The sequence below is a fragment of the Streptomyces sp. NPDC006207 genome, assembly GCF_040613835.1.
Lineage (GTDB): Bacteria > Actinomycetota > Actinomycetes > Streptomycetales > Streptomycetaceae > Actinacidiphila.
In genome coordinates this window covers 80,990-102,481 of record NZ_JBEXSX010000030.1, presented here as the reverse complement: position 1 = coordinate 102,481, position 21,492 = coordinate 80,990, and the positions used below count along the sequence as shown (strand labels likewise).

The window sequence follows — 21,492 nt, the reverse complement described above, 5'->3', positions numbered from 1 at the left end:
TCCACACCAGGCCAGAAGGCCCTCACCCATTTCAAGATCCCTCAACCGAGACCTGCATCACCCGTCCACAACCTCCCGGGACAGAACACCTAGGCTCCGCCGTCATGGCCTCGCCGGATGAGCAAGTGACGGACGCACGACGTGACTTCGGCCGCCTGTGGGGCGCCTACGCGGTGAGCGCGGCGGGGAGCGCGGTCGGCTCCGGGGCCCTGCCGCTGGTGGCCGTCCTGGCGCTGGACGTCACGACCTTCCAGGTCTCCCTCCTCGCGGCGCTGTCGGCGCTCGCGGGCGCCGCCATCACCCTCCCCCTGGGCGGCCGCATCGAACACCGCCGTAAACGGCCGGTCATGATCACCGCAGATCTGCTCCGCTGCCTCGTGCTGCTCAGCGTCCCGGTCGCGGCGGCCCTCGGCGTGCTCACCTTCGCGCAGTTGTGCCTGGTGGGCATCGTCCAGGCGGCCGCGGCCATCGTGTTCGGCGCGGCAAGCACCGCGCACCTCAAGGGCCTCGTCCCGCCGGGGGACCGTCTCCGGGCGGCCTCGCGGCTGGAGACCACCGACTGGCTCAGCCTGAGCGCGGGGCCGCCGGTCGGCGGACTGCTCGTCACCGCCTTCGGGGCGACGATCACCCTGGCCGTGGACGCGGTCTCCTTCCTGCTGTCCGCGCTGGGCGTCCGCCGGATCCGCGGCCCCGAACCGGAGCCCCCGGCCCGGGCCGGGTCGCACGGCCGCGGCCGGGACCTGGTGGCCGGCTGGACCTACGTCCTGGGGCACCGCGGACTGCGGCCGCTCTTCTGGAACGCCATGCTCTTCGGCGGGTCCATCATGATGAGCAACCCGCTGCTGGCCGTCCTGATGCTCCGCGAACTCCACTTCACCCCGTGGCAGTACGGCCTGGCGCTGGGGCTGCCGTGCCTCGGCGGTGTCCTGGGCTCCCGCCTCACCGCCCCGCTGACCGGCAGGCTCGGCCCGCACCGGGTGCTGCTGCTGTTCGGGGTGCTGCGCACCCCCTGGCTCCTGCTGCTCGCCTGGGCGCCGCCCGGTCCCCTCGGGCCCGTCGTCCTGGTCACCGCCGACACCTTCCTGCTGCTGGCCGCCGGGGTCTTCAACCCGTCGTTCATCACGTACCGCATGGCCGCCACGGACGACGGCGTCATGACCCGGGTGGTGACCGCGTGGTCGGTGAGCTCCAAGACGGCCCAGCCCCTGTCCATGCTGGCCGGCGGCGCCATCGCCGCCGTGGGGGGCGTGCGCGTGGCGATCGTCGTCGCGGGCGTGCTGTGCCTGGCCAGCGCCCTGCTCCTGCCCTGGCGTGCCCTGCCGTCCACGGCGACCCGCCCCGGCCGGGCGGACGGACGGGAGGAGTCCGAGCCCTCGGGGAAACCCGCCACGACCTGAACCGGGGGCAGACAACAGGGGGTTGACAGCGACAACCCCGGGTTGTCACCCTGTGGGCATGGCAGACACCAGGGACCTCTCCGCGCACGAGCCTGCCCTCCGCCGCATCAAGGAGGTGCGGGCGCAGGCCATCCACCATGCCCGTCTCGCCCAGCAGTTCGCCGCCGAGCGGCGCGAGTTGATGCAGGACCTGATCGGCCAGGGCGTGTCGCAGGCCGACATCGCACGGGAGCTCGGGGTGACGCGGCAGGCGATCCAGAAGATGCTGGCGGGTTAGGCCGTGGCGTCACATGCCCTCCCCCAACCTGCGGCCGGGGGAGTTGTCGAATCGTCCGAGTAGCCCACTACGAGGACGACTCTCCGCCTTGCGATGCACCGCACCTGGGGGCACCTCCCAGCGGAGCCGGGGGAGCTCATGTGACGACACGACCTCGGCGCGCTTGCCCGGGCCCGGCGTTCACACCCTGGTGCCGCGGCCCGTCCTACGGCGCGCCCCCACGCAGCGAGGGCGCGGCAGCGGCCACCGCATCCGCGGGCGGCGACGGGACGGGCACCACGGGAGCGGCCACCCGCTCCGGAGCCCGGACACGCGCCGCCCACGGCCCGCGAGCCGCCTCCACACCGAAGGCCCTCCGCGGTCAGCCCGTCGCCCGTGCCGCCGGGGCCGCGGCCGGGGCGGCTTTCGCCGTGCCGGACTGGGGGAACAGCGGTGCGGGGGACGGGAGGCGGCCGTCGTCCCCGGCCGTGCAGCGCTGCGCGATCAGGGCCGCGGCACCCGGCAGGAAGGGCTCCAGCTCACCGGCGAGTGCACGGCAGGCGTGCACGAGGGCGGCCAGCACCCCGTCCAGGCGGCGGCCGGCGGAGGCGTTGCGGTGCCGGCGTTCGGCGCGGGCCAGCTCCCAGGGCCGGGTCTCGTCGATGCAGCGGTTGGCCTCATCGACGATCCGCCAGACGGCGGCCGTGGCACGCCGGAAGTCCACGTCGTGCAGCGCCGCCGCGACGGCGTCCGGCGTTTCCCGACATGCCGTCAGCAAGGCCTCCGTGCCCGGCTCTCCGGGCCCGCCCGCCTCCGGGACGACGCCGTCACGGAACCGGTGGACCATCGTCACCACCCGGTGCACCAGGTTGCCGAGCCCGCCGGCGAGGTCCGCGTCGGCGCGGGCGACCAGCCGTTCGCGCGTGAAGTCGGCGTCTCCGACCCGCGGCACCTCGCGCAGCAGCCACCAGCGCACCGCGTCGGTGCCGTGCTCGGCGGTCAGTTCCTCCGGGTCGACGGTGGTGCCCGCCGACTTGCTGATCTTCCGCCCCTCCACCGTCAGGTAGTCGTGGACGAGGATGTCCGTCGGCAGCGGCAGCCCCGCCGACAGCAGCATCGCGGGCCAGTAGACGGCGTGGAAGCGCAGCACGCCCTTGCCCACCAGGTGCACGCGCCGCCCGTCGCCCGCCCACCACCGGCCGTACGCCGCGTCGCGCTCCCCGTCGGGGCCGCCGTAGCCGAGGCTGGTGACGTAGTTGCCGAGCGCGTCCCACCAGACGTAGATCACCTGCCCGGGGTCGCCGGGCACCGGGATGCCCCAGCCGCGGGCCCGGGTCTGGGACCGGGAGACGGAGAAGTCGCGCAGCCCGCGCGCAAGCAGGGCGAGCACCTCGTTGCGCCGCGCGGCCGGCTCGATGCGCAGCCGCCCGTCCTCGATCAGCCCGCGCAGCTCGTCGGTGTACCGGGACAGCCGGAAGAACCAGTTCTCCTCCGCGACCGTCTGCGGCTCGGTGCCGTGCTCGGCGCAGCGGCCGCCCACCAGGTCGTCCGGCGTGTAGAACTGCTCGCAGCCCACGCAGTACAGGCCCTCGTAGTGCTCGCGGTAGAGGTCGCCCGCGTCGGCGCAGCGGCGCCAGAGCCGCTCCACGCCCGTGCGGTGGCGGGGGTCGCGGCTGGTGCGGATGAAGTCGTCCAGGGAGAGCGCGAGCGGGCCGTCCAGGGCCGCGAAGGCGGCCGCGTTGCGGTCCACGAGGTCCTGGACGGGGATGCCCTCGGCCTCGGCGGCCAGCACGTTCTTCAGCGAGTTGTCGTCGGTGCCGCTGAGGTAGCGCACCGGTTCCCCGCGTCGGCGGTGGTGCCGTGCCAGCACGTCCGCCTGCACCAGTTCGAGCGCGAAGCCGAGGTGGGGGCGGGCGTTGACGTACGGGATGGTGGTGGTGACGTAGAAATGGGAAGCCTGGGGCGCGGTCATCGGAACCTCCGGGAAGGACGGTGGCGGGGCTCCGACGCGCAAAAGGATCGAGGCCCCGGTGGGGGCCTCGGAAGACGCGGACGCGTCCGGTGTCAGCGGCCCCGGGCGGGGGCCATCATCTGCCGGTGGTACGGGTTCGCGATCATGCCCCGATGCTAGCAGCCGGGGCGCCCGGTTCGCGGAACCATTTCGCGAGGAAGGCGATGCGCAAGGGCCGCCCGGCGTGGGGCGGGACGACTCCCTGAGGGGTCGTCACACCGCGGGCCCGGCCGGCCGTCCCGTCACGTGGGTGAGCAGCAGGGCGATGTCGTCGTTGCGCGGGCCGGACCGCTGGGCGTGCCCGAGGAGGCTGTCGGCCAGGGCGTCCATCGAGGCGTCCGGGCCGGCCCGGGCGAGGTGCGCCGCGAGGTCGGCGGCGGACACGTCGATGTCGACGCCCGGGGTCTCCACCAGACCGTCGGTGTACAGCGCGAGCACCGCGCCGGGCGGCAGCGCGATCTCCGTCGTCGGGTAGCAGGCGTCGGGGTCGACGCCCAGCAGCGGGCCGGGCGGCAGCGGCAGCACCTCCGTGGTGCCGTCCGGGTGCCGCAGCACCGGCGGCGGGTGTCCGGCGGTGGCCACGCAGGCGGTGTGCCGTTCCAGGTCCAGCTGGGCGTAGAGGCAGCTGGCGAGCAGGCCGGGGTCGAGGTCGACGAGCAGCCGGTTGGAGCGGGCCAGCACCTCGCTGGGGGAGGCGCCCGCGGTGGCGCGGACGGCGGTGCGGACCTCCCCCATGAGCGCGGCGGCGTTCACGTTGTGACCCTGGACGTCGCCGATCGTCACGGCGCAGGTGGTCGTGTCGAGCCGGATCACGTCGTAGAAGTCGCCGCCGATGTCGATGCCGCGGGTGGCCGGCATGTAGCGGGCGGCCACCTCCAGGCCGGGGACGTCCGGCAGGGCGCGGGGCAGCAGCCGTGCCTGCAGGCTGATGGCGAGGTTGTGCTCGGCGTCGTACAGCCGCGCCCGGTCCAGGGCCTGCGCGACCAGGCCGGCGATCGAGATGAGGACGCTGCGCTCGCCGGAGGAGAAGGGGTGCGGGCGGTCGTAGGCCAGGGCCATGGAGCCGACGGGCCGGCCCGAGGTGATCAGGGGCAGGAAGGCCCAGGCGGCCTTGCGGTCCCGGACGACCGTGCCGGGGTAGATCCGCAGGAACTCGTCGACGTTGGCGAAGAAGCTCGGGACCCCGGTCTTGAGGACGCGCACGGCCGGGTTGTCGACGTCCATCGGCTGGGCGTCGACGGACTCCATGAAGTCCTCGTGGTAGCCCCGGTGCCCGATGATCCGCAGTCGTCCCTCCTCGGTGGTCAGCAGGGCCACGGCCTGCACGCCGAAGACGGACAGCATCTGCTCGACGACCAGGTCGATGACGTCCTGCGTGCCGACGGCCTCGGTGAGCGTGGCCGACATGTGCAGCAGGTGGTACAGGGCGATGGCCCGGTCCGGTGTGGGGCCCGCGGGCAGCTGCGCCGCGGGGGTGTCCGCGGCCTCGGGCGTGGGGGCGGGCGTGACGCGGAGGCTCACGCCGGTGCCGTCCGGGTAGAGCTCGAAGGTGAGCCAGCGGTCCGGTGGGCGCAATGCCGTGGCCGAGCCGGGCCGGCGGCTGATCATCGCGCTGCGGAAGCGGTCCTCGAAGACCGGGTCGTCCAGCCAGGACAGCAGCTCCCAGGGCTCGGTGCCCAGGAGGTCGGGCACCTCCGCCCCGAGCAGGGCGGCGGCGGTCTCCGTGACGAAGGTGATCCGGCCGTCCAGGTCCAGGGCCAAGGAGCCCTCCGGGAGCCGTTCCGCGAGGTCGGCGGCGGCCAGGGCCTCGGCCGGGCTGTGGGTGCGGGTGCGGAGCGCGGGCAGCACCCGCGGCTCGGCGGGGGGCAGCACCGGCTCGCCGTCCTCGGCGGCCCTGCGCAGGAGGCGGCCCATGCGGTCGCAGGCCCCGCGGTACGCCTCCCGGGCCCGCCGGGGGATCCGCCCAGGATGCCCGCCCGGCCACACCAGACACAGCGCGCCCCAGATGGTGGAGCCGCTGGTGATCGGGGCCGCGGCGAGCGGGAAGTCGTACGGCAGGACCAGGGCGAGCCGGGGGTACAGCCGGGCGGTGTCCTCGTGGCCGCACAGCAGCACCATGCGTCGTTCGCGCACCGCGTCGGCGATGGGGCTGGAGGCGCCGGACGCCACCCGGCCCCAGATCGTATCGATCTTGCGCGAGACGCCGACGACCACCGCCAGCCGCAGCAGGTCCTGCTCGGGGGTCATCAGGTAGACCAGGCCCATGGAGGCGCCCGTGTCGCGCACCACCTGGCTCAGCGGGGAGTCCAGCAGCGCCGGACCGGTGTCCGCGGCGACGAGACCGGCGAGGTCCGGCGGCATGCCCTCACCGCCCCCCGTCCGGTGCCGGGTCCGGTCGCGTCCTGACCTCGGGGACCATCGACTCCTGCGCCTCCGTTCCGCCGTGGGGGCCGGCCGGCCGACGCGGCGGCCGCCCGGGATCGCCACCCCACGTCAGCTGCCAAACTACCCGATGAACCGCATGCGGCACCTTTCGGGCGGCTGCCCCCGCCGCCCCGCCGTGCCCGGTACGTCCCTGCGGCCCCACGGGACTCACGCCACCGGGCTCACGCCACGCCGAGCGCCTTCGCGAACCGCGTGCCCGCGGCCGCCCGGGGCACGCTGCCGTCCCGCCAGGTACGGCACGGGTGCACGGAGTTGGCGAGCAGCACCAGGAAGCCGTCGGTGGCGGGGTCGATCACCAGGCTGGTGCCGGTGAACCCGGTGTGGCCCGCCGCCCCGCGCCCCGCGAGGGCGCCCATGAACCAGGGCCGGTCCAGCTCGAAGCCGGGGTAGGGGCCGCCGCCGTCCAGCAGCGCACGGCAGAACAGGGCGAGGTCCCAGGCGGTGGAGAACAGCCCCGCGTGGCCGGCCACACCACCCATGACGTGGGCGTTCTCGTCGTGGACCGTCCCGCGGAGCGGGCCGCGGTCCAGCCGCGCCCAGGGCCTGCGCTGGTCCTCGGTGGCGGCGATCCGCGGGGCCCAGGAGGCGGGCGGGTTGTAGCGGGTGTCGTACATCCCGAGCGGGTCGGTCACGTCCTCCCGTACGAGGGCGTCGAGGGCCTCTCCGGTGGTCCGCTCCAGGACGTGCTGCAGTGCGATGAGGTTGAGGTCGGAGTAGATCCGCTCGGTGCCGGGCGCGACGACCGGGGCCTCCTCCCAGAGCAGCTTCGCCCGGGCCTCGGCGTCGGGGTGGTCGTGGAACGGCAGTTCGGGACGGAGTCCGGAGGTGTGGTCGAGGAGTTGTCCCACGGTGATGCGCTGCTTGCCCGCGGCGGCGAACTCGGGCACGTAGGCCGCGACCTCCCGGCCGAGTTCCAGCCGGCCCACCGCGACGACGGCGGTGAAGAGTTTGGTCAGCGAGGCCAGGTCGAAGACCGTGTCCGGCCGCATCGGGACCCATCGCTCGCGGCTCAGCTCCACTCCGCGGTCGGCGCCCTCGTCGTAGGACGCGTAGCGCACCGCCCAGCCCACGGCCTCGTGGAGTGCGACCGTCCCGCCGCGGCCCGCCAGGACCACCGCCCCCGCGCACCACGGGTGCACGGAGGGGGGCACGGGTTCGAGATATGGGGTGATGTCCTCGACGAGCAGACTCAGCTCGTCGCCGCGCAGCTGCGCCTCACGGGAGGTACCTCTCGACAGCTGCGGGGCCATGCTCCTCCAGCAACTTGCGGGCCTTCTCGATGAGGGCCGGCGTCGGCTCACGGCCGGAGGCCATGACCAGGTCCTCCGGATCGATCATGTGTTCGGACCCGGTGTGCAGACAACTGTCCGCAGTCTTCCAGGCCCACCTGCTCTCGTCGATCGGCTCGGACATCGCTGCCTCCTGACTCGGCGCGGCAATGACGGCAGGTGTCACCGTGCATCCACAGTACGCCGCCACGGTCGGCACAGCCCGGCGAAGCAGACCCAGGCCGCCAGGACGCTTCCCAGCTGTACCAGGGCCATCGGCACCGCCGTGTGCTCGCCCGCGATCCCGACGAGCGGCGAGGCGACGGCGCCCACCAGGAAGGAGGTCGTGCCGAGCAGCGCGGAGGCCGAGCCGGCGGCGTGCCGGGTGCGCATCAGCGCGAGCGCGTTGGTGTTGGGCAGGACCAGGCTCATCGCCGCCATCAGCACGAAGAGCCCCGCGGCCACCGGCACCAGCCCCACCGGCCCGAGCCACCCCGCGGTCAGCGCCAGCAGCACGGCCGCGGCCACCGTGATCACCGCCAGCCCCACCCCGGTGACCTTGTCCATGCTGACCCGCCCGACCAGGATCTTGCCGTTGACCTGGCCCAGCGCCACCAGGCCGACGGAGTTGAGGCCGAAGAGCAGGCTGTAGGTCTGCGGCGAGGCGCCGTAGATCTCCTGGACGACGAACGAGGACGCCGAGACGTAGGCGAACAGCGCGGCGAAGGTGAAGCCGCCGGTGAGCATGTAGCCGGTGAAGGCCCGGTCGGCCAGCAGCCCGCGCATCGCCCCCAGCGTGGCGCCGAACCCGCCGCCGTGCCGGTCCGCGGGACGCAGCGTCTCGGGCAGGCAGCGCCACACCACGAGGGTGAGCAGCACGCCCACCACGGTCAGCACGACGAAGACCCCGCGCCAGTCGGTGATCCGCAGCACCTGCCCGCCGATGAGCGGCGCGACGATCGGCGCGACCCCGGAGATCAGCATCAGGGTGGAGAAGAAGCGCGCCATCGCGACACCGTCGTACAGGTCGCGGACGATCGCGCGGGCGATCACGATGCCCGCCGCGCCGGTGAGGCCCTGCAGCAGCCGGAAGCCGATCAGCAGTTCCGTGGTGGGCGCGAAGGCGCAGACGGCGGTGGCGAGGACGTAGAGCGCCATTCCGGCCAGCAGCGGGCGGCGGCGCCCCCAGCGGTCGCTCATGGGGCCGACGATCATCTGCCCGAGGGCGAGGCCGAGCAGGCACGCGGTGAGCGTGAGCTGCACCGTGACCGCCGGGCTGCGCAGGTCCTCGGTGACCTGCGGCAGGGCCGGCAGGTACATGTCCATGGAGAGCGCGGGAAGCGCGCTGAGCGCGCCGAGCAGGAACGTCACCATCAGGCTGGTGCGAGCTCCTGGGACGTCTCCGGCGCGTCGTACCGGGATGGACGGCCCCGGTGTGGATATCTGGTCGGGCGGGGTCGCGCCGGCTTCCGGCATGGGTCTCTCTCCGTGGTGTGTGAATCGTTCTCTATGCTCTCAGCAATCACGAGGTGGTCGAGGCCAGGTGGGGGCAGATTCATGACGGAATCGGTCGGTTCCGGTAGGAAAGTGCGCTGGGGCATCCTGGCCACCGGCGGCATCGCAGCGTCCTTCGCCGAGGACCTGCGGGAGATGAAGGACGACGCGGAGATCGTCGCGGTCGGCTCGCGCAGCCTCGCCTCCGCGCGCGCCTTCGCGGACCGCTTCGACATCCCGCGCGCGTACGGCAGCTGGACCGAACTCGCCGACGACGACGGCGTCGACGTGGTGTACGTCGCCACCCCGCACTCGGCGCACCGCGTCGCGGCCGGGCTGTGCCTGCGGGCCGGACGGTCGGTGCTGTGCGAGAAGCCGTTCACCGTCAACGCGGTCGAGGCGCGCGAGCTGGCCGACCTCGCCAAAGCCCGCGGGCTCTTCCTGATGGAGGCCATGTGGACCTACTGCAACCCCGTGGTGCGGCGGCTGACCGAACTGGTCGCGGACGGGGCGGTCGGCGAGGTCCGCAGTGTGCACGCGGACTTCGGCCTCGCCGGTCCCTTCGAGCCCGGCCACCGGCTGCTCGACCCGGCCCTCGGCGGCGGCGCCCTGCTGGACCTGGGCGTCTACCCGGTGTCCTTCGCCCACCTGCTGCTCGGTGAGCCCGACGAGGTCCAGGCCTGGGCCCACCTGACCGAGCACGGTGTGGACGACAACACCGGCATGCTGCTCGGGTACGACAGCGGCGCCATGGCGGTGCTCAGCTGCTCCCTCACCGCCGACACCGCCCAGACCGCGGTGGTCACCGGCTCCGCGGGACGGATCGAGGTTCCGGCCGGCTTCTTCCACCCGGACCGCTTCGTGCTGCACCGCGAGGGCCGCGAGCCGCAGGAGTTCGGCGCCCCGGACGACGGACTGCGCGGGCTGCAGCACGAGGCGGCCGAGGTCATGCGCTGCCTGCGCGCGGGCGAGCGGGAGTCCCCGCTCGTACCGCTGGAGGGCAGCCTCGCCGTCATGCGGACGCTCGACACGGTCCGGGACCGCATCGGCGTTCGCTACCCCGGTGAGGACTGAGCCCCTCAGGTCTCCCGCAGACCGGGGTCCCCGGCCTCGGTCACGAAGGACGCCGCGGTGGTCAGGTCGGCGCCAGGGGTGGTCACGGAGTCGACGGTCTTGAAGTCGGCCCGCGCCTCCTCGGCGTCCAGCCGGACGGTCACGTAGCCGCGGCGCCCGTCGTAGAACCGCAGGTGCGGGTTGGCGGCCAGGAGCGACGACCAGTTGGACGGGCGCGGGGAGCCGTTGCGGCCGCTGCTGATCGAGCTGGTGACCAGCTCCGTGCCGACGGTGCGCGAGGTGGGGTCGTCCCAGTCGGCCTTGATGTCCATCGCGTAGTGGACGTGCACGTCGCCGGTGAGCACCAGCAGGTTCTCGATGCCGGCGGCTCCCGCCCCGGCCAGCACGCGGTCCCGGGAGGCCGGGTAGCCGTCCCAGGCGTCCATGCTGAGCGGGGAGGCGGCGGCGGCGTTCCTCCGCCGGGAGAACACCACCTGCTGCGGGATCACGTTCCAGACGGCGTGCGAGCGGGCGAAGCCGTCCAGCAGCCAGCGCTCCTGGGTCGCCCCGGTCATCGTGCGCGCCGGGTCCTGCGACTGCGGCCCGGGGTCGTGCCAGCGGCCCCGGTACGCCTGGTCGGTGCGGTACTGGCGGGTGTCGAGGATGTCGAACTGCGCGAGCCGTCCGTAGTGGAAGCGGCGGTAGAGCGTCATGTCCGGGCCCCGGGGGAACTGCGGGAGGCGCAGCGGCTGGTTCTCCCAGTAGGCCCGGTAGGCGGCGGCGCGGCGGACCAGGAACGCGTCGGCGGAGCCGCCGTGCTCGTCGCTGCCGCCCGCGTAGTTGTTCTCGGTCTCGTGGTCGTCCCAGGTCACGAACCAGGGGAAGGCGGCGTGCGCGGCCTGCAGGTCGGGGTCGGACTTGTAGAGGGCGTAGCGCAGGCGGTAGTCCTCCAGCGTCACCGTCTCCTTGGCGAACCACTCCGGCAGGGTGCGGTCGGTGAGGGCGCGGGCGCCGCCGGTGGCGCTGACGGCGTACTCGTAGAGGTAGTCGCCCAGGTGGAAGACGGCGTCGACGTCCTCGTTCGCGAGGTGACCGAACGCGGTGAAGTACCCGTCGTGGTAGGCCTGGCAGCTCACCGCGGCCAGCCGCATCTCGTACGGGAGGGCGCCCGGCGCGGGGGCGGTGCGGGTACGGCCCGGGGGGCTGATCCAGGGGCCCACGCGGAAGCGGTAGTAGTACACCCGGTCCGGCTGGAGGCCCTGGACGTCGACGTGCACGGTGTGGCCGAACTCCGGGTGCGCCAGGGCGGTACCGCGGCGGACGACCCGCGCGAACCGGTCGTCCCGCGCGATCTCCCACCGGACGGGCACGCGGGCCTCGGGCAGTCCGTCGCCCGGCGCCGGCTCGTACGGGCGCGGCGCGAGCCGGGTCCACAGCACCACGCCCGAAGGCGTGGGGTCGCCCGACGCGACACCCAGCGTGAACGGGTCCCCGGCCAGCGCCCCGGGCGGCGCCTCGGCCCCCTGCGCGGCACCGGCGACGGGCAGGTTCGTGCTGAACGCGAGGGCCGCGGCGGCCCCCGTGACGGTCAGGAAGCGGCGGCGGTCGAGCAGCGCCGCCGCGGCGCGCAGCGTGCGGTCATGGCGGCTGCGGGCCTGTGGGTGCGTCACGTGTCCCTCCCTGGCGGTGGGTTGCGTGGCCCCGGTCGCGCACACGGACTCCCGGAACCCCCCGTTCGGCCCACGGTGCCCCTGTCCGTTGTTGACGCCGCGTCAGCTCCGCGACCCGGAACGGCCACCCTAACCGGGACATCTCGCCCCCGCGACGCGAAGCCCCCCGTCCGGGAAGCTCCCGGACGGCAGAGGGTGTGCAGCCGGGGGCGCCCCGCCCCCGCCCCGGCAGCCCATCAAGATCACCCCGACCGGGGACACGGCACGCACGGGTCGCATCCCCGCCAACGGGGTGACGGCCCGTCAAGGCCTGTGGCTGCCACTAACCGGGCGCACGCGCGCCGATACGGCCCCCTGCCGCACCCGGACCCGAGCCGCCCGCCACCACCGCCCCGCCTCGCGCCGGCAACACCACCCACCGGCCCGCACGCCACGAAGCGTCTGCGCTCGGCTTGACCGGCCGTCATCAGGGCATCCACCAGGACACCACGTGGGCGCACACCCGCCGATACGGCCCCCTGTCACACCCGGGCCCGGGCCCTCGCACCGCCGCCACCGCCCCGCCTCGCGCCGGCAACACCACCCACCGGCCCGCACGCCACGGGGCACTCGCGCCCGCGCGGGCCTGCCGCTACGCGGCCCCGTGGGCCGGGGCGATGGCCTCGATGCGTTGGGCCAGACCGAAGTCCCGCTCCGTGAGCCGGCCGCCCGCCGCGTGCGTGGTGACGGAGACGGCGACCGACTGGTAACCCAGCGTCAGGTCGCTGTGGTGGTTCAGCTCGTCCTGGATCTGGGCGATGTGCATCACGAAGACCGCCGCCGGGATGTGCGGCAGCCGGTACGTGCGCAGCAGGCTCGCGCCGTCCTCGGAGAGGGACCAGCCGGGCAACTCGGCGAGGCGGTCCTCGATCTCCTTGTGCGACAGGGGGTCGGCGTAGGGTGACATGGTTTCATCGTGGCACCGCATACCCTGCGGAGCCATGACTGAGATCGCGGGAAATGGAACGGGCACCGCGCACCGGGTCGCGGTGGTCACCGGGGCCGGGTCGGGCATCGGGCGGGCGGTGGCACGCGAACTGGCGTCCTCGGGCTGGGCCGTGGCCCTGGCCGGCCGGCGGGAGGAGGCGCTGCGCGGGACCGCCGACGGGCTGCCGGACGCGGCGGTGGCGGTCATCCCGACGGACGTCACCCGCCCGGAGGCGGTGGACGCGCTGTTCGCCGCCGTGGGCGCCCGCTTCGGCCGGGTCGACCTGCTGTTCAACAACGCGGGGATGGGGGCGCCCGCCGTGCCGGTGGACGAGCTGACGTTCGAGCAGTGGCGTGCCGTCGTCGACGTCAACCTCACCGGCGCGTTCCTGTGCGCGCAGGCCGCCTTCCGGACGATGCGCGCGCAGCGGCCGCAGGGCGGCCGGATCATCAACAACGGGTCGATCTCCGCGCACGCGCCGCGGCCGCTGAGCGTGGCGTACACGGCGACCAAGCACGCCGTCACCGGGCTGACGAAGTCCCTGTCACTGGACGGCCGTCCGTACCGGATCGCCTGCGGGCAGATCGACATCGGCAACGCGGCCACGGAGATGACGGAGCGGATGGCGGCCGGCACCCTGCAGGCGGACGGGCGGCTGATGACCGAGCCCCGGATGGACGTCGCCGACGTGGCCCGCACCGTCGCGCACATGGCCGCGCTGCCGCTGGAGTCGAACGTGCAGTTCGCGACGGTGATGGCGACGACGATGCCGTACATCGGCCGCGGCTGACGCCGCAGCGGGGGCCACAGCCACCCGCGGCCGAATTCGACCACTTCACCCACGGAAATGGTCAAGTCCGAAATACGTCCCATAGGACTGCTTGCGTCGCGTTACGTTGCGGCATGCTCTCCAAGCACCACCGCGACGTATGGTCAGAAACGCCCGCAGACGATGTCGGGTCCGAGGCCGGGCCCCCCGAGCCGGAGACCGAGCTGATAGCGCTGCCCGGCCCCGTGTTCGTCGATTCCAGCGGGAGACGGGCCCGTGCAGTACGCAGGGCCGGCTGGCTGGTCGGCGCGGCATGCTCCGTCTACACGGCGGCGCTGGCACTCAGCCTCTCCGGCGCGACGCCGATCGCGCCGAAGACGCTGCTGCCGCTGCCGGGGGTGCCGAGCACAGCGCCGGACGACGCGGGCTCCTCGGGGACGGGGGAACTCGACGTACCGGCCGACCAGGCCGCAGCACCCCCGGTGACGGCGGGCTTCCTCCGGGCGGGGGCGGCGGCCGCGCCGTCCCCGTCCGGGACGGCCGGCCCCCCGTCCTCCCCCAGCCCCAGCGCCTCCCCGACCAAGCGCCCGGCCAAGGGCGGCGGCGCCCCCGCCACCCCGCGGGCGACGGCGGGCAGCCCGACCACCGGAGCGACCCCGACCACCGGGGCGACGGCGACCGAACCGGCGCCGTCCGGCTCCCCGTCGGGGCAGCCCAGCGGTTCCGCCTCCCCCGCCCCGGGCGCCTCCGACGGCCCCGTCGACCAGCAGCCGCAGGGCGGCCAGTGACCGCCCTGCGCCCCCGCCTCGTCATACCCCTGCTCGCCCTCGTGGTGCTCGTCTGTGTCCTGCTGCTCGGCGGCTACGTACGCGGCGACTTCGAGGCCGACCACCGGGTCCACCCGCCGGTCTCGGCGGACAAGGTGCCGGAGGCGGTGCTGGAGGGCGGCCCGGTCGTCGACACCACCGGTGACAGGCCCCGCTCGTACCGCACCCCGGACCGCACCATCGCCCTCACCTTCGACGACGGACCCGACCCGGTCTGGACGCCGGAGGTGCTGGACGTGCTCAAGCGGCAACACGTACGCGCCACCTTCTTCGTGACCGGCGGCATGGCCGCCCGGCACCCCGCGCTGATCCGGCGGATGGTCGCCGAGGGCCACGAGATCGGCGTGCACACCTTCTCCCACCCCGACCTGGTGTACCAGTCGCCGGGGCGGATCGACCGGGAGCTGTCCCAGACCCAGCTGGCGCTCGCGGGGGCCGCCGGCATCCACGCCTCCCTCTTCCGCCCGCCGTACTCCTCGACCGCCGACGCGCTGGACGACCTGTCCTGGCCGGTCGTCCAGCGGGTCGGCAAGCAGGGCTACGTGGCCGCCTTCATCGACCGCGACGCCGAGGACTGGCGACGGCCCGGTGTGCGGGCGATCGTCGACGCCTCCGTGCCGGCGAAGCCGGGCGAGGGCGCGATCGTGCTCATGCACGACGCCGGCGGCGACCGCTCGCAGACCGTGGCGGCGCTGGACCGGCTGGTCCCGCTGCTCAAGGAGCGCGGCTACCGCTTCGCCACGGTGGGCGAGGCGGTCGGCGCCACGTCCACCAACGACAAGGTCAGCGGCTCGGAGCTGTGGAAGGGACGGGTCTTCGTCGCCGCGGTGGAGGTCTCCGAGGCAGCGGTGCCGGCGCTCGCCGTCCTCCTCGCCGGGGTGGGCCTGCTGGTGCTGGCCCGGTTCGCCGCGATGCTGGTGCTGGCGCGCCGGCACGCGCGGCAGCGCCGGGCGCCCGGCTTCCGCTGGGGGCCGGCGGTCACCGAACCGGTGAGCGTCATCGTCCCCGCGTACAACGAGAAGGAGTGCATCACCCACACGGTGAACTCCCTCGCCACGAGCGACCATCCCGTGGAGATCGTGGTCGTGGACGACGGCTCGACCGACGGCACCGCCGACATCGTCGAGGCCCTTGACCTGCCCGGCGTCACCCTCGTGCGGCAGCCCAACAGCGGCAAGCCCGCGGCGCTCAACAACGGTGTGGCGCACGCCCGGCACGACCTGATCGTGATGATGGACGGCGACACGGTCTTCGAGCCGGCCACCGTCCGCGAACTGGTGCAGCCCTTCGGCGACCCGCGGGTCGGCGCGGTCGCGGGCAACGCCAAGGTCGGCAACCGCACCCGGATGATCGGGCGCTGGCAGCACATCGAGTATGTGATGGGCTTCAACCTCGACCGGCGCATGTACGACCTGCTGCGCTGCATGCCCACCATCCCCGGCGCGTGCGGCGCCTTCCGGCGGGACGCGCTGCGCGACGTCGGCGGCATGAGCGACGAGACCCTCGCCGAGGACACGGACGTCACGATGGCGCTGCACCGGGCCGGCTGGCACGTGGTGTACGCCGAGCGCGCCCGCGCCTGGACCGAGGCGCCGTCCTCGGTACGGCAGTTGTGGAAGCAGCGCTACCGCTGGAGCTACGGCACCATGCAGGCGATGTGGAAGCACCGCGGCGCCGTGCTGGACCGCGGGCACTCCGGCCGCTTCGGCCGGGTCGGGCTGCCGCTCGTCGTCCTCTTCCAGGTGCTCGCCCCGCTGCTGGCCCCGCTCATCGACGTGTTCGCGATCTACGGGCTGGTCTTCATGGACCCGTTTCGCACCGCGCTCGCGTGGGCGGGCGTGCTCGCCGTGCAGGCCGCGTGCGCGGCGTACGCCTTCCGGCTGGACGGCGAACCGCTGCGGGACCTGTGGCCGCTGCCCCTCCAGCAGGTGCTGTACCGGCAGTTGATGTACCTCGTGCTGCTGCAGTCCTGCGTGACGGCCGTCAACGGCGGCCGGCTGGGCTGGCACAAACTGCGGCGCACCGGCGAGGTCGGCGCGCCGACCGTCGGCAGCGGCACCGCCGGCCGCGTCTGAACACCCGTACCCTCCCGAGGAGTTGCCCCATGTCCGATGCACGTGAGGCGGGAGCCCCGGCGGCCCCGCCCCGGCCCGCGGACGGCGCCGGGACGCGCATACCGGGGCCGCGCAGCTCCACCCCCGCCGCCCCCGCCCCCTCCACCGGGGGCGGGGGCGGCGGCCGGGACCGCTACCTCGACCTGCTGCGCGCCCTCGCCCTGGTACGGGTGGTCGTCTACCACACCTTCGGCTGGGCCTGGCTGACCCTGCTCCTCCCGTCCATCGGCATCATGTTCGCCCTGGCCGGGTCGCTGGCCGCGCACTCGCTGCAGCGTCCCGCGCTGTCCGTGGTGCGCGGCCGGCTGCGGCGGCTGCTGGTGCCCTTCTGGCTGTTCGCCGCCGCCGTGACCGTCCTGATGCTGCTCCACGGCTGGCGGCCGCACTCCTGGCACCGGATGCTGCTGTGGATCCTGCCGCTGGCCGACCCGCCCGGCACCGCCTGGGCCGAGCAGATCATCGCCCCGCTCTGGTACATCCGCACCTACCTGTGGCTCGTCCTGCTCTCCCCCTGGCTGCTCAAGGCCTTCCGGGCCGCGCCGCGCTCGTGCCTGGCCGCCTGCGGCGCCCTGGTCGTCCTCGCCCAGTACGACCGGCTGCCGCTCGCCGAGCCGGCCCTCACGCCGGTGGTCGACCTCGTCACCTTCGCCGCCTGCTGGCTGCTCGGGTTCGCGCACCGCGACGGCCTGCTGGACGCCCTGCAGGCCCGCACCGTGGTCGCCTCGGCCGCGTTCTGCCTCGCCGCGGGCGGCTGGTTCGCATACACCCACCCCACCGACGAGGGCATCGACCTCGGTGAGATCCCGCTGGCCCAGGCGCTGTGGTCGGCCGGTTTCGTCCTCCTGCTGCTGCGCTTCCGCCCGCGCCGGACGGGCCGCCTGCCCGTCGCCGACGGCGCCGTCGGACTGCTCAACGCCCGTGCCGTCACCGTCTACCTGTGGCACGAGGTCGCGCTCTTCGCCAGCGTCCCGCTGATCGACCTGATGTGGGACGTGCCCTTCTTCGAGGCCCATCTCCCGCTCGACGCGACCTGGTTCCAGTTCCTCGTCGTCTGGCCGCTCATCGGCGCCGCCGTCCTGCTGGTCGGCTGGACCGAGGACGTCGCCTCACGACGCCGGCCGCGCCTGTGGCCGACGGGCGGTCGCAAGCGCGGCCGGCGGGCCCGCGGCCGCGCCGCCGGGGCCCGCTGAGTCACCGCGGCGCCCGGTCCCGGCGGCCCACCAGCAGGACCCCGCCCGCGATACCGCCGAGCAGCCAGACGAGGAGCATCGGCATCGTCCGGCCGAGCACGAACAGGACCGGGAAGGCGACGAGCACCCCCGTGAGGACGGCCGCCGCCGCCCGCCGGACGGTGCCGCCCTCCGCCCATTCGAGGCGGAGCACGCCGGAGCGCCGCCAGAAGGTCCACAGCCCCACCCCTGCGCCGAGGATGGCGAACACGGCGAAGGGGAAGGGCAGCCGGGGCAGCCGTTCCGGCGCCGCCGGGTCCCGGACCAGCACGAGCAGACCGGTCACCAGGACCACCGGCCCGGCCAGGGCGAACACCCCGGCCACGCAGCGGACGAACCCGATGCCGACGGCCGGTGGCCGGCCCCCGCCAAAGGGCGCGGACCGCGAGGACATCGTGTGGAAGCGACGCGCCGCACCCCGGAAGTCCGTCACGAGGACCCACCCGAAGCCGGTCGCCCCGAGCCCCCAGACCACCGAGAACAACGCGCCGCCGCCTCCGCCGCCCGCCATGTGGGCTCCCCCCTGCCACGCCACTGCCACAGCGAGGGTGGCAGGTCCGCGGGCCCGTGGGCATGGCCCGTTCCCGGCAGTGTGCGCGCGCGAACGGCGCCGCCTCACGGACCGCCGCGGAGCCGGCGGCCCTTGTCGATGACGCGCTGGACTGCGTCGGCCATGAACTCCTCGGCCGCGCGCACCTCGTGCGCCGCGCCGAGCAGGCCGGCGGTCCTGGCGAGCATTCGCTCGGTGTCCTCGTAGCCGCGGGAGCGCAGCCGCTCGAAGGTGGCGGGCGAGAAGTCCGGCAGTCCGCTGGGGGTGCCCAGGGTGCCCTCGGGGGTGAGCGGGCGGGACGGGCGGACGCGCAGCAGGGTCAGCCCGGGGTGCTCGATCTGCCGCACGGTCTCGCCCGGGGCGAGCTGGACGACGATGACGATGTCGCAGTGGTCGAGGTCGGCCAGGGCGCGGATGGGCGTGTTGTCCCGGCCGAGCATGCCGTCGCGGTAGTACTCCCCCGCGACCTGGCGCGGCGCGAACAGGAACGGAAGCGCGGCGCTGCCCAGCACGGCCTCCTTGATCTCCGCGTGCTCCAGGCCGTTGAGGTGGGGGATCCGCGAGCGGCTGCCGAGGAGTCCGGCCAGCCATTCGGCGGCCATCTGTCCGGCCCGCAGGTGCGGCAGCGGGTGCGGGGCCAGGACGGGGAACGCCGCGACCCGCATGGTGACGGCCGCCGGGCGCCGCAGCGCGGCCGCGTCGACGGCGCGGTCGGCGAGCCGCTCCAGGTCGCCGTGCGCGCCGAGGAGGCGGACGACCCGGGGCGCGAGGTTGCCGAACCTCTGCAGCAGGGACTCGGAGACGGCCCCGTCCGCGACGGCCCGGGTGCCGAACGGGGCGTCGCCCATGCGGGAGGTGAAGTCGCGCCACAGCTCCGCCAGGCGCGCCGCCCCCTCCCGCAGGCTCGGCGCACCGGCCAGCGCGACCCCGTTGAGGGCCCCGATGCTGGTCCCGGCGATGGCGGTGATCCGCGCGCCGTGGTGGGCCAGGCACTCGACCGCGCCCACCTGGTAGGCGCCCTTGGCGGCGCCTCCCGCCAGTACCAGCCCGAACCGGTGCGAGGCCGTCCCCTGTGCGGTCTCCCACCGGTCCGGGGCCGGTACCGCCCCCGTGCCCGGGCCCGCCGCCGCGCCGTACTCCGGCAGCGGCCCGGAACCGATGCCCGCGGCACGCCGCCGCAGGTCCCCGAAGCGGTCCGGCACGGGACTGCCCCCGTCGTGGGGCCCGATGCCCGGACCGGGTCCGGCGGGCCCCACGCCCCCCACCCCCCGGACCTCCCCCTGGTGCTCAGGCATCGGGCCCTCCCCCTTCCCCCGTCCCCCGTCGCTTCTCGGTCTCGGTGCGCAGCGCGGCGCGTGCCTGGCGGGCGGCGTCGGCCTGCTCGTGGATGACGCCGCGGACGAACTCCTCGTGGGTCACCGCGGGTACGTGGCCGCAGTCGCGGCGGGCGTCCTCGACGGCCACGCGGGCCGGGTCGTCCGGACGGCGCGCGGGCGGCCGGGTGGACAGGTCCAGCGCGCGGGCGACGGCGTAGCCGATCGGCCGGTGCGGCGGCCGCAGCCGCGCGGACAGGCCGACGCCCGCGACCTCCGCGACCATCCGCCGCTCGTCGGGGTCCGGAATGTCGGCGAGGATCCGCTCCAGCCAAGGGCCGCCCCACGGTCTCCCCGATGTCGACGGCGAGCCGGCCGATCTCCTCGCAGCCGTCCTCGTCCACGTAGCGGGGCTCGGCCTTGACGGTGCGGTAGACCCGCAGCTCGATCTCGGTCTGGTCCTCCCGGGTGGGCAGGATGGTGAACGGGAAGGCGTCCTTCACCCGCACGCTGTCCAGCCGCCGCACGGCCACGGCGAAGCGGCCCACGCAGAGGATGTCGCCGTCGTCGTCGCGGAACATCCGCATCGGCGAGTCGACGCTCTCCTCGAACAGCTTCGAGGTCTCGAAGCCGTAGGTGTACTTGGCCTGCCGGGACAGGAACACCCGCGGGTTGTACGCGAAGTGGGTCGCCCCCTCCAGCACCGCCAGCGCCGGGTCCGGCGGCACCAGGATGGGGTGCCGGGAGCCGAAGTGCCGGTGCATACGCTCCCGCAGCCACTGGGACTTGGCGAACCCGCCGACCAGCACCAGGGTCTCCGACCCCGTGGCGCCCGCGCCCGCGGCCTCCCCGCTGGTGCGCCGGATGGCGGCCAACTGCTCCTCGACCTTGTCCAGGATCCCCTCGCCCACGCTGTCCAGGAGGACCTCCACCTCCTCCGGCGCCAGCACCATCCGCTGCGGGCGGCCGCCCGCCTCCTCCGCCAGCCGGGCCCGGCTGCCCTCGTCCAGCAACTGCCAGACGGTGACGGGCAGGTCGATCCGGACGGTGTCCATGATGTGCGGGGTGCCGTCCTCGTCCCACTCGACCTCCGCGGTGGTCTTGGCCCGCTCCCACTGCTCGGACAGCTCCAGCAGGTCCCCCGAGTGCTCCCGCTCCAGCCGCCTGAGCAGCTCGGGCCCCAGCCGCTTGCCCAGGGCCTGCTCACGGAAGGCCTGGTTGACGTACTCCGAGCCGAGCCGGCCGCCGGTGGCCACGCCGATCTCGCGGAGCGCGATGAGCTCGGCCGCTCGCTGGAGGTCTCGTACGCCGTGACGTCCACGGTGCCGCCGCCGCAGTCGACCACCATGAAGCGGAAGCCGTCCACGTTGAGCTGCAGCCGGTCGCGCATGCCGGTCCCGTCGGTCAGGTCGGCCATCCGCAGGTAGCAATAGAGCGCCGCGGCCTCCGGCTCGATGGACGGCAGCAGCCGCTCCGGGTCGTCGGGGAAGCCGGCGTCCACCGCCGCGTGCCGCCCCTGGCGGCCACCCCGGCCCGTACCTCCGCCCCGCAGCTCGCCCGGCTCCGCCTGTGGCAGGCCCGCGCCCTGCGCGCCTGCGGCCGCCCGGACGCCGCCGCGGAGGCACCGCGGCTGCTGCGCTCGGCCCGCGCGGTGGCGGAGGAGTACGGGATGGCACGGCTGGCCGCGGAGTGCGCGGCGCCGCCGGCGGAGGCCGACGGCGGGTGAGGCAGACGAGTCGAGCTGTACGCCGGGTTCTGTCCCCGGTCGGCCTCGCGGCCGGCCGGGCGACGGCCATCCATCTAGGACCGGCGTTGCCGCCGGCCTCGTGCGGTCTACCCGCGGACTCGGGCGGGCAGCCCTCGATCGTCCGCGCAGGGCCGTCTCACGACGGCCCCTTTTGACCTTGCTCCGGGTGGGGTTTACCTAGCTGCCCAGGTCACCCTGGGCACTGGTGGTCTCTTACACCACCGTTTCACCCTTACCGGGAGCCTTGCGGCCCCGGCGGTCTGTTTTCTGTGGCACTGTCCCGCGGGTCACCCCGGGTGGGCGTTACCCACCACCCTGCCCTGTGGAGCCCGGACGTTCCTCGGCAGGACCAGGTCCTGACGCGGCCGCCCGCTCGGCTCGT

The 21,492-nt window shown here is 74.4% G+C and carries 18 protein-coding genes, 1 other RNA gene and 1 pseudogene; 9 read left to right on the top strand and 11 right to left on the bottom strand.

The window, feature by feature from the left end; genetic code table 11:
* The first annotated feature begins 125 nt into the window (after positions 1-125).
* On the top strand, positions 126-1,397 hold the full coding sequence (locus ABZ312_RS24110) for an MFS transporter (protein WP_500438747.1): 1,272 nt from the start codon (positions 126-128) through the stop codon (positions 1,395-1,397).
* A 58-nt stretch (positions 1,398-1,455) separates the two neighbouring features.
* Entirely contained in the window at positions 1,456-1,674 is a 219-nt protein-coding gene (locus ABZ312_RS24105; RefSeq protein ID WP_499511567.1) for a TrfB-related DNA-binding protein, read from the top strand.
* 361 nt (positions 1,675-2,035) lie between these two features.
* On the opposite strand, the gene metG is transcribed toward ABZ312_RS24105, so the two are convergent.
* From metG to ABZ312_RS24080, 5 genes and pseudogenes are all read right to left on the bottom strand, one after another.
* Positions 2,036-3,625 (bottom strand): methionine--tRNA ligase, encoded by a 1,590-nt coding sequence (gene metG, locus ABZ312_RS24100; RefSeq protein ID WP_500438746.1) that lies wholly within the window; start codon positions 3,623-3,625, stop codon positions 2,036-2,038.
* Between the two features lie 252 nt (positions 3,626-3,877).
* Entirely contained in the window at positions 3,878-6,025 is a 2,148-nt protein-coding gene (locus ABZ312_RS24095; RefSeq protein WP_500322223.1) for a SpoIIE family protein phosphatase, read from the bottom strand.
* Between the two features lie 251 nt (positions 6,026-6,276).
* Positions 6,277-7,359 (bottom strand): annotated as a pseudogene (locus tag ABZ312_RS24090) (serine hydrolase domain-containing protein); the annotation flags it as partial.
* Positions 7,325-7,522 (bottom strand): hypothetical protein, encoded by a 198-nt coding sequence (locus ABZ312_RS24085; RefSeq protein ID WP_499511571.1) that lies wholly within the window; start codon positions 7,520-7,522, stop codon positions 7,325-7,327. The pseudogene ABZ312_RS24090 and the gene ABZ312_RS24085, both read right to left, overlap by 35 nt.
* Before the next feature lie 38 nt (positions 7,523-7,560).
* Complete coding sequence (locus ABZ312_RS24080; protein WP_500358040.1) at positions 7,561-8,853, bottom strand: multidrug effflux MFS transporter; 1,293 nt, start codon at positions 8,851-8,853, stop codon at positions 7,561-7,563.
* 81 nt (positions 8,854-8,934) lie between these two features.
* Here ABZ312_RS24080 and ABZ312_RS24075 point away from each other — a divergent pair, with 81 nt between their 5' ends.
* Entirely contained in the window at positions 8,935-9,945 is a 1,011-nt protein-coding gene (locus ABZ312_RS24075; RefSeq protein ID WP_500322220.1) for a Gfo/Idh/MocA family protein, read from the top strand.
* Positions 9,946-9,950: 5 nt separating this feature from the next.
* Here the strand turns inward: ABZ312_RS24075 and ABZ312_RS24070 are convergent, their stop codons facing one another.
* Both ABZ312_RS24070 and ABZ312_RS24065 read right to left on the bottom strand, forming a co-directional pair.
* Positions 9,951-11,594 carry an alkaline phosphatase D family protein gene (locus ABZ312_RS24070; protein WP_500322218.1) on the bottom strand — a complete coding sequence of 548 codons (1,644 nt, stop codon included), beginning with the start codon at positions 11,592-11,594 and terminating at the stop codon, positions 9,951-9,953.
* 631 nt (positions 11,595-12,225) lie between these two features.
* On the bottom strand, positions 12,226-12,540 hold the full coding sequence (locus ABZ312_RS24065; protein ID WP_500322217.1) for a 4a-hydroxytetrahydrobiopterin dehydratase: 315 nt from the start codon (positions 12,538-12,540) through the stop codon (positions 12,226-12,228).
* Positions 12,541-12,574: 34 nt separating this feature from the next.
* Between ABZ312_RS24065 and ABZ312_RS24060 the strand changes: the two genes are divergently transcribed.
* The 4 genes from ABZ312_RS24060 (at position 12,575) to ABZ312_RS24045 (ending at position 17,461) form a co-directional block, all read left to right on the top strand.
* Positions 12,575-13,351, top strand: coding sequence for an SDR family oxidoreductase (locus ABZ312_RS24060; RefSeq protein WP_500360968.1), 777 nt, complete (start codon positions 12,575-12,577; stop codon positions 13,349-13,351).
* A 113-nt stretch (positions 13,352-13,464) separates the two neighbouring features.
* Positions 13,465-14,118, top strand: coding sequence for a hypothetical protein (locus tag ABZ312_RS24055; RefSeq protein WP_500438745.1), 654 nt, complete (start codon positions 13,465-13,467; stop codon positions 14,116-14,118).
* Positions 14,115-16,232: a bifunctional polysaccharide deacetylase/glycosyltransferase family 2 protein gene (locus tag ABZ312_RS24050; protein WP_500322213.1), complete on the top strand. Its 2,118-nt coding sequence runs from the start codon at positions 14,115-14,117 to the stop codon at positions 16,230-16,232. Before ABZ312_RS24055 ends, ABZ312_RS24050 begins: the two co-directional genes overlap by 4 nt.
* A gap of 29 nt (positions 16,233-16,261) precedes the next feature.
* Positions 16,262-17,461: an acyltransferase family protein gene (locus tag ABZ312_RS24045; RefSeq protein WP_500438744.1), complete on the top strand. Its 1,200-nt coding sequence runs from the start codon at positions 16,262-16,264 to the stop codon at positions 17,459-17,461.
* A gap of 1 nt (position 17,462) precedes the next feature.
* Here ABZ312_RS24045 and ABZ312_RS24040 read toward each other — a convergent pair whose 3' ends face one another.
* The 3 genes from ABZ312_RS24040 to ABZ312_RS24030 all read right to left on the bottom strand — a co-directional run bounded on the left by ABZ312_RS24040 (position 17,463) and on the right by ABZ312_RS24030 (position 19,649).
* Positions 17,463-18,011: a hypothetical protein gene (locus ABZ312_RS24040; RefSeq protein ID WP_500360945.1), complete on the bottom strand. Its 549-nt coding sequence runs from the start codon at positions 18,009-18,011 to the stop codon at positions 17,463-17,465.
* Between the two features lie 104 nt (positions 18,012-18,115).
* Entirely contained in the window at positions 18,116-19,345 is a 1,230-nt protein-coding gene (locus ABZ312_RS24035; RefSeq protein WP_500438743.1) for a patatin-like phospholipase family protein, read from the bottom strand.
* A complete protein-coding gene (locus ABZ312_RS24030; RefSeq protein WP_500322208.1) occupies positions 19,338-19,649 on the bottom strand; it encodes a hypothetical protein in 312 nt (103 codons plus the stop codon). Before ABZ312_RS24030 ends, ABZ312_RS24035 begins: the two co-directional genes overlap by 8 nt.
* Before the next feature lie 191 nt (positions 19,650-19,840).
* Between ABZ312_RS24030 and ABZ312_RS24025 the strand changes: the two genes are divergently transcribed.
* Together ABZ312_RS24025 and ABZ312_RS24020 are read left to right on the top strand one after the other, a co-directional pair.
* Entirely contained in the window at positions 19,841-19,999 is a 159-nt protein-coding gene (locus ABZ312_RS24025; protein ID WP_500438742.1) for a hypothetical protein, read from the top strand.
* A gap of 871 nt (positions 20,000-20,870) precedes the next feature.
* Positions 20,871-21,089 carry a hypothetical protein gene (locus ABZ312_RS24020; protein ID WP_500438741.1) on the top strand — a complete coding sequence of 73 codons (219 nt, stop codon included), beginning with the start codon at positions 20,871-20,873 and terminating at the stop codon, positions 21,087-21,089.
* Positions 21,090-21,091: 2 nt separating this feature from the next.
* Here the strand turns inward: ABZ312_RS24020 and rnpB are convergent.
* Positions 21,092-21,491: RNase P RNA component class A (gene rnpB, locus ABZ312_RS24015), an RNA gene on the bottom strand.
* Position 21,492 lies beyond the last annotated feature (1 nt).

Coding starts and splice junctions, on each gene's coding strand:
- ABZ312_RS24105 (WP_499511567.1), top strand. CDS start 1,456: ATGGCAGACACCAGGGACCTCTCCGCGCACGAGCCTGCCCTCCGCCGC.
- metG (WP_500438746.1), bottom strand. CDS start 3,625: ATGACCGCGCCCCAGGCTTCCCATTTCTACGTCACCACCACCATCCCG.
- ABZ312_RS24095 (WP_500322223.1), bottom strand. CDS start 6,025: ATGCCGCCGGACCTCGCCGGTCTCGTCGCCGCGGACACCGGTCCGGCG.
- ABZ312_RS24085 (WP_499511571.1), bottom strand. CDS start 7,522: ATGTCCGAGCCGATCGACGAGAGCAGGTGGGCCTGGAAGACTGCGGAC.
- ABZ312_RS24080 (WP_500358040.1), bottom strand. CDS start 8,853: ATGCCGGAAGCCGGCGCGACCCCGCCCGACCAGATATCCACACCGGGG.
- ABZ312_RS24075 (WP_500322220.1), top strand. CDS start 8,935: ATGACGGAATCGGTCGGTTCCGGTAGGAAAGTGCGCTGGGGCATCCTG.
- ABZ312_RS24065 (WP_500322217.1), bottom strand. CDS start 12,540: ATGTCACCCTACGCCGACCCCCTGTCGCACAAGGAGATCGAGGACCGC.
- ABZ312_RS24060 (WP_500360968.1), top strand. CDS start 12,575: ATGACTGAGATCGCGGGAAATGGAACGGGCACCGCGCACCGGGTCGCG.
- ABZ312_RS24055 (WP_500438745.1), top strand. CDS start 13,465: ATGCTCTCCAAGCACCACCGCGACGTATGGTCAGAAACGCCCGCAGAC.
- ABZ312_RS24045 (WP_500438744.1), top strand. CDS start 16,262: ATGTCCGATGCACGTGAGGCGGGAGCCCCGGCGGCCCCGCCCCGGCCC.
- ABZ312_RS24040 (WP_500360945.1), bottom strand. CDS start 18,011: ATGGCGGGCGGCGGAGGCGGCGGCGCGTTGTTCTCGGTGGTCTGGGGG.
- ABZ312_RS24035 (WP_500438743.1), bottom strand. CDS start 19,345: ATGCCTGAGCACCAGGGGGAGGTCCGGGGGGTGGGGGGCGTGGGGCCC.
- ABZ312_RS24030 (WP_500322208.1), bottom strand. CDS start 19,649: ATGGTCGCGGAGGTCGCGGGCGTCGGCCTGTCCGCGCGGCTGCGGCCG.
- ABZ312_RS24025 (WP_500438742.1), top strand. CDS start 19,841: ATGGTGAACGGGAAGGCGTCCTTCACCCGCACGCTGTCCAGCCGCCGC.